Source organism: Paraconexibacter sp. (assembly GCF_059438195.1).
The window spans coordinates 1-6657 of sequence record NZ_JBLKKY010000116.1 but is presented as its reverse complement, the minus strand read 5'-3'; the positions used below and the strand labels follow the sequence as shown (position 1 = coordinate 6657).

General features: G+C 74.6%; 7 protein-coding genes. 1 reads left to right on the top strand and 6 read right to left on the bottom strand.

Annotation, left to right across the window (positions count from 1 at the left end):
• Positions 1 to 153 precede the first annotated feature (153 nt).
• From ACME2J_RS21725 to ACME2J_RS21705, 5 genes are all read right to left on the bottom strand, one after another.
• Positions 154 to 1260, bottom strand: coding sequence for a hemolysin family protein (locus ACME2J_RS21725; protein ID WP_495547040.1), 1107 nt, complete (start codon positions 1258 to 1260; stop codon positions 154 to 156).
• A complete protein-coding gene (locus tag ACME2J_RS21720; RefSeq protein WP_495547039.1) occupies positions 1257 to 2621 on the bottom strand; it encodes a hemolysin family protein in 1365 nt (454 codons plus the stop codon). Before ACME2J_RS21720 ends, ACME2J_RS21725 begins: the two co-directional genes overlap by 4 nt.
• 115 nt (positions 2622 to 2736) lie before the next feature.
• Positions 2737 to 3903 carry a GGDEF domain-containing protein gene (locus ACME2J_RS21715; protein ID WP_495547038.1) on the bottom strand — a complete coding sequence of 389 codons (1167 nt, stop codon included), beginning with the start codon at positions 3901 to 3903 and terminating at the stop codon, positions 2737 to 2739.
• Between the two features lie 98 nt (positions 3904 to 4001).
• On the bottom strand, positions 4002 to 4712 hold the full coding sequence (locus ACME2J_RS21710; protein ID WP_495547037.1) for a VTT domain-containing protein: 711 nt from the start codon (positions 4710 to 4712) through the stop codon (positions 4002 to 4004).
• Positions 4713 to 4778: 66 nt separating this feature from the next.
• The gene (locus ACME2J_RS21705) at positions 4779 to 4973 is read right to left on the bottom strand and encodes a hypothetical protein (protein ID WP_495547036.1); all 195 of its coding nucleotides are present in this window, start codon (positions 4971 to 4973) and stop codon (positions 4779 to 4781) included.
• A 67-nt stretch (positions 4974 to 5040) separates the two neighbouring features.
• On the opposite strand from ACME2J_RS21705, the gene ACME2J_RS21700 reads away from it, so the two are divergent.
• The gene (locus ACME2J_RS21700; protein ID WP_495547035.1) at positions 5041 to 5619 is read left to right on the top strand and encodes a hypothetical protein; all 579 of its coding nucleotides are present in this window, start codon (positions 5041 to 5043) and stop codon (positions 5617 to 5619) included.
• A 3-nt stretch (positions 5620 to 5622) separates the two neighbouring features.
• Here the strand turns inward: ACME2J_RS21700 and ACME2J_RS21695 are convergent.
• Positions 5623 to 6657, bottom strand: a 1035-nt coding sequence (locus ACME2J_RS21695; protein ID WP_495547034.1) for a sensor histidine kinase, incomplete at its 5' end; no start/stop codon positions are given.

Genomic DNA, 6657 nt, shown 5'->3' with positions numbered 1-6657 from the left:
CGTCCGCGCGCGCCTGGGCGAGGTCGCGCGCGAGGGCGTCGAGGGTCGCGAGCGCCGCGTCCTCGTCGACGTCGCGGAACTCGGCCGCGAGGGCGAGCGCGAGCCGGTCGAGCGGGGGCGCGGCGCTCGCCGCCAGCTCCTCGAACGACCGCATCACGCGCCTCGGGGGACGCGCCCGGCGGCCCGCATCCGCGCCGCGCGGCGCGCGGGGGCGTCGGCGCGCGCTCCCGCGCCCGCCTCGTCGCGGATCTCCCCCACGAGCTCCTCGAGGACGTCCTCGAGCGCGACGACGCCGATGACCGTGTCGTCCTCCTCGCGGATGCGCGCGAGGTGGGCCCCGGACCGCTGCATCGTCGCGAGGACGGCGCGGAGCCGGAGGGAGGCGTCGAGCGTCGGGAGCGGCCGGATCCACGAGGGCGCGATGGGCCGGTTGCGGTGGACGTCCTCGAACTCCAGGACGTCCTTGAGGTGGAGGTACCCGACGAGCTCGTCGTCGCGCTCGACCGGGAAGCGCGAGTAGCCGGTCCGCGCCGCGACGGCCTCGAGCTCGGCCGGCGTGACGTCGGGCGAGACGGTCTCGAGCTTCTCGCGCGGCAGGAGCACCGAGCGGGCGTCGCGCTCCTCGAACGTGAGAGCGCCGACGGCGAGGCGCTCCTCCTCGGCGTCGAGGAGGCCCTCCTTGTGCGACTGCGCGACGAGCCCGGCGACTTCGTCCCGGGTGAACGTGCTCGTCACCTCGTCCTTCGGCTCGACGCCGAGGAGGCGGAGGATGCGGTTCGCGATCCAGTTGAGCGACGCGATCGCCGGGTGGAGGAGCCGGACGACGAGGACCATCGCCGGCCCGAGGACGAGCGCGGCGCGATCGGGCCCGGCGAGCGCGATGTTCTTCGGGACCATCTCCCCGAGGACGACGTGGAGGAACGCGACGATCGAGAGCGCGATCGCGAACGCGACCGGGTGCAGGAGCGCGTCGGGCATCCCGAGGTCCTCGAACGGCCCCTCGAGGAGGTGGGCGACGGCGGGCTCGCCGAGGTAGCCGAGGCCGAGCGAGCACATCGTGATCCCGAGCTGCGCGCCTGCGAGCATGAGCGAGACGTTCTCCATCGCGCCCAGGGTCACCTTGGCGGCGCGCCCGCCGTCGAGCGCCTTCGGCTCGATGACGGTCCGCCGGGCGGCGATGAGCGCGAACTCCGCGCCGACGAAGAACGCGTTCGCCGCGAGGAGGAAGAGCGAGAGGACGATCGCGCCGCCGGTGCTCACGACGCCTCCTCCCGGTCGTCGTGGTCCTCGTCGTGCTCGATCGGCTCCGAGCGCAGCCGGACGCGGTCGACCCGGAGGCCGTCGAGCCGCACGACGGTGAGGGTGACCCGGTGCGGCGACCGGTCGGCGTCGTGGGTGTCGATCTCGACGTTGTCCCCGGGCTCCGGGAGGCGGCCGAGGACCATGCCGATGAGGCCGCCGATCGTCTCGTAGTCATCGCCCTCGGGGATGACGAGGCCGACGAGCTGGGTCACCTCGTCGGGACGCAGGAGACCCGACAGCAGCCACGACCCGTCCGCGTGGAGTCGGGCGCGGTCGTCGAGCGGGTCGTACTCGTCGCGCACCTCGCCGACGATCTCCTCGATGAGGTCCTCGAGCGTGACGATCCCGTCCACGCCGCCGAACTCGTCGACGACGACCGCCATCTGGACGCCGCCCTGGCGAAGGGTCTCGAGAAGGGCGTCGAGCTCGATCGTCGAGGGGACGAGGACGGGGTCGATGAGGACCTCGCGGACGCGGACGGTGTCCCGGTGCTCGTGCGCGACCCCCATCGCGTCCTTGATGTGGACGATCCCGAGGACGGCGTCCGAGCCCTCCTCGACGACGGGGAAGCGCGAGTGGCCCGTCGCCCTCGCCCGCGTGAACACCTCGAGCACCGGGGCGTCGGCGTCGATCGTGTGCATCCGCACGCGCGGCGTCATGACGTCGTCGGCGCGCCGGTCGCCGAACGCGAGGGATCGCTGCAGGAGCGTCGCCGTCTCGCTCGCGAGGAACCCCTCCTTCGCGGACCGGTCGACGAGCGACGCGAGCTCCTCGGCGGAGCGGGCGGAGGCGAGCTCCTCCTGCGGCTCGATGCCCAGCCGGCGGAGCACCGCGTTCGCGGTGCCGTTCGTCCCGCGGATGATCGCCGCGGTCGAGCGCGCGAACCCGCGCTGGAAGCGCTGCACGGCGCGGGCGGTCGCCATCGGCCGGGCGATCGCGAGGTTCTTCGGGACGAGCTCCCCGAAGATCATCGTCACGCCGGTGGCGAGCGCGAGGGCGATGACGATCGCGACGCCGCGCGCGCCGTCCTCGCCGAGGCCGACCGACTCGAGCGGCCCGTCGATCAGCCGGGCGATCGACGGCTCGGCCATGAAGCCGATCGCGAGGTTCGTCGCGGTGATCCCGACCTGGGCGGCCGAGAGCTGCGTCGAGAGCGAGCGGAGCGCGGAGAGGATGCCCTCCGCGCCGCGGTCGCCGTCGGCGGCGGCCCGCTCGACGGACGAGCGGTCGACGGTGATGAAGGAGAACTCGGCGGCGACGAAGGCGCCGCAGGCGGCCACCAGCGTGAGCGCGCCGAGGATGAGGAGCGCTTCGATCATCGCGCCTCTCGGGGGTGCCCCTCGCCGAGGAGGGGCTCGGAACTAGAGCTGGAGTCGTCGTCCATGGCGGGCGGCGAGGGGCGGCACTGGTGCGAGGATACACGTCGCGCCGACGTCATCCGAGACGTCTCGCGGCCTCAGCTCGCTTCGCCTCGTACATCGCCTCGTCGGCGGCGGCGATCGCCGCGGAGACCGACGTCTCCGTGCCCGGAGGCACGGTCGTCACGCCGATGCTCGCGGTGAGGCCGCGCGGGGCGACGGCGACCTCGTCCGCCGCCCGCCGGACCGTGCCGCGCACGTCGCGAGCGACCCTCTCGGCCGCCACCGGACAGGAGCCGCGCAGGAGGAGGGCGAACTCGTCGCCTCCCAGCCGCGCGAGCAGGTCCTCGGCCCGCGTCCGGCCGGCGAGCGCGCGGGCGATGGCGACGAGCGTCGCGTCACCCGCGAGGTGGCCGTGGCGGTCGTTGACCTCCTTGAACCCGTCGAGGTCGATGAGGAGGAGCGAGAGCCCGGCGCGGCCGCGGGCCGCGGCCGCGAGCTCGCGGCCGAGCTCCTCCTCGAGCCGGCGCCGGTTCGCGAGACCGGTGAGCGCGTCGTGCTCGGCGAGCCGGCGCAGCTTGTCCTCGAGCGCGGTCCTGGCAGTGATGTCCTGGAACTGCCCGAGCCACGCGAGCGGCAGCCCGGCGGCGTCGCGGACGAACGTGAGGTTCGCGATCACCCACCGGACCTCGCCGCACGGGCGCACGAAGCGCTTCTCGCCCTGCCAGGTGTCGGCCTCCCCTCCGAGGATGCGCCACGCCGCCTCGACGTCGCGCTCCCGGTCGTCGGGGTGGGTCAGCTCCTGATCGCGGCGACCGAGCAGCTCGTGCTCGTCTCGGCCGAGCAGGCGGCAGAGCGCCGTGTTCACGCGGACGTACTCTCCGTCGGTGTTGAAGAAGGCCATGCCGATCGGCGCGGAGTCGAAGGCCGCCTCGACGAGCCGCCTGCGGTCGGCGGGGTCGGCGTGATCCCTCGTCGCCTCGATCTCGCGCAGGACGAGGATCTCCATGTCCTCGCCGTGCGGTCGCCGCTCGACGCTCACCGACACGGGCGTGCCGTTCGCGCGGACGACACGCGCCCTCGCTCCGGCCGGGACGAGCGCGTCGAGCTCGCGACCGGTCGGCTCCGTCCCGAACAGGCCGGCGGCGAGGCGACTGGCGCCCACGACGACGCCGTCGCGGGCGAGGAGGGCGGGGACCGGCAGGTCCCGCAGGAGGCCTCGATCAGGGTCGGCGATCCGCACGTCGTCTCACGACGTGCTCATCGGCCCCCGGGGCCCACGGCTTGAGATCTCTTGCGACCGGCTGCGCGGTTCCCGGCCCGGCGGGGAGCCGGCCGGGGTCAGGCGGGGACCTGCGGGTCGACGTCGGCGGCGGCCTGCGCGCGCTCGACGGCGGCGTGGGTCTCGGCCTTCGTCGCCTTGCGGCGGGCGCGGAGCAGCTCGACGGCGATCGGCAGGACGGAGAGGCCCACGATCCCGATGAGCATGAACTCGATGTTCTTCTCGACGAACTCGACCTGGCCGAGGGCGTGGCCGAGCGAGGTGACGCCGACGCCCCAGGCGACGGCGCCGATGACGTTGTAGGTGACGAAGGTGCGGTACCGCATCCGCGAGACGCCGGCCATGACGGGAGCGAAGGTCCGGACGATCGGGACGAAGCGCGCGAGCACGATCGTGCGGGCCCCGTACTTCTCGAAGAACGCGGCGGACTTGTCGACGTACTCCGCGCGGAAGAACCGGCTGTCGGGCCTGTTGAAGACGGCGGGGCCGGCCTTGCGGCCGATCGCGTAGCCGACCTGGTCACCGGCGATCGCCGCGATCGGGATGAGCACGAGGAGGACCGGGAGGTCGGCGATCCGGTCGTTCGCCGAGAGGAGTCCGGCGGTGAAGAGGAGCGAGTCCCCCGGCAGGAAGAAGCCGACGAGGAGTCCGGACTCGACGAAGACGATCGTGAGCAGGCCGATGAGGCCGAACGTGTCGATGAGCCGCTCGGGGTCCAGCCAGTCCGGCCCGAGGGCGATCGGCACGGTCAGGGAGCCGAGCGCGAGCACTGGTGGAGGGTAGCGGTCGACGCGGCCGGACGGTCCGGACCGGCCACGCGACGGGAGGCCGGCGTCCTACGGATTGAGGGTGCGTCGGAGCAGCGCGTAGGACCCGGCGGCGAGGATCGCGCAGAGCAGGAAGAGGCCGAAGGACCCGGCGCCGACGACGGAGAGCACGAGGAGCACGGCCGAGGCGACGCCGAGGCCGCCGGTGGTGAGGGTGAGGGCGTAGGCCCGGGATTCCCGCTCGCGGCGCGTGAGATTGCTCATGTCCCAGAGACTACGGACCGGTCTCGACGATGGCGTGAGATCCGGGCGCGATGACGGTTGGAGTGACATGACGAAGCTCCTCACCGTCCTCGCGGCGGACCTCGCCGGCGGCACCTGGCGCCCGGCGTCCCCGGTCGACGCGGCTCCGACCGACTCCCCCGGCCCGGCGGCCGTCGCCCTCGACGACCGCGGCTCTGGCCGCCCCGGCGCGCCGCCGGTGAGCACGGCGGCTACCGTGCGGGGGGTGATCGCGCAGAGCGTCCTGGTGAGCGTGCTCAACCGCCTCGGCGGGAGGACGGACAGCGTCGCGGCGAGCCGCGACCTCGTCGGCCTCGCGCCCGCGCACCTCCCGATCGTGTGCGTCGCCACGGACGCCGCCGGGGCCACGACCATCACCGCGCTCAGCGTCGAGGAGCTCATGACGCGCCACCTCGGGCAGGAGCTCGAGGTCATCGAGCTGCTCCACGCGATCGCCCGCGAGGGCTCGGTCAGGGCCGCCGTCGTCCCCGGCCTCGACGAGTGCTTCTGGACGACTCGCGACCCGAAGGACGTCGCGCGGCTCGTCGTGCAGTGGGCGCTCGACCACCCGGAGGCGGGCTTCGGCGAGGAGGCCTTCGCGATCGCCCGCACCGCGCTCGAGGGCTGATCCTCACCCGGCGGCCGGGTCCGCCCGCGCGCCGTCGCCGAGGGGGACCGCGATCGTGACGACCGTTCCCTCCCCCCTCCGGCTCTCGACCCGCAGGCGGCCGCCGACGAGCTCGACGCGCTCGCGCATCGTCCGCAGGCCGAAGCGGTCGGGCGCCGCCGCCGAGGGGTCGAAGCCGCGGCCGTCGTCACGGACCATGAGGTGGGCCCATCGCGCCTCGCCGGAGCCGAGCACCTCGACGACGACGTCCACCCGCGAGGCGCCGGAGTGCCGGGCGGCGTTGACGATCGCCTCGACCGCCGCGCGGTAGACCTGCTCCTCGACGTCCGCCGCGAGGGGAAGCCGCTCGGGAGGCGCCACGACCTCGACCTCGACGCCGTGGCGCGCCGCGCTGGCCGCCGCGTGGGTGCGCAGGGCCCGCACGAGCCCCTCGCCGGCGAGAGCATGCGGCCGCAGCTCGAGGAGGAGCGCCCGCAGCTCGGCGAGGGCCCCGCTCGCGAGCGTCGCGAGCTCGTCGACGGCGCGGCGCACCGCCGGATCGGGCGGCGCCGGCCCCCGGTCGAGCGCGACCTGCGCGGTCCTCGCCTGGAGGGACATCGAGAAGAGGGCCTGCGAGACGGAGTCGTGCAGCTCACGTGCGAGCCGCGCGCGTTCGTCGGCTGCGCTCGACCCGTCGCGCCCCGCATCGGCGAGCAGGATCGCGATTCCCCCGACCTCGGGGTGCCGGCGGAGATCGACGGCACGGGCCGAGACGCGGCGCACCGCGCCCCCGTCGCCGACGAGCCGGAGCGCCGCGGGGCCGGCGCGGGAGACCTCGCGCGCCCCGAGCGCCGCGAGGAGCGCGCGGTGGGCGGGCCTGTCCTCCGGATGGATGCGCGCCTCCCACGGGGCCCGGAGCAGCTCGGCGAGGGCGACGCCGCTGAGCCGCGCCGCCGCCGGGCTCGCGAGGAGGAGCCGGCCCTCCTCGTCGAGGACGACGAGCGCGTCGTCCTCGACGTCGACCGGCGCCGGCTGCGTGGCGTCGTCGTCGCCGCTGCT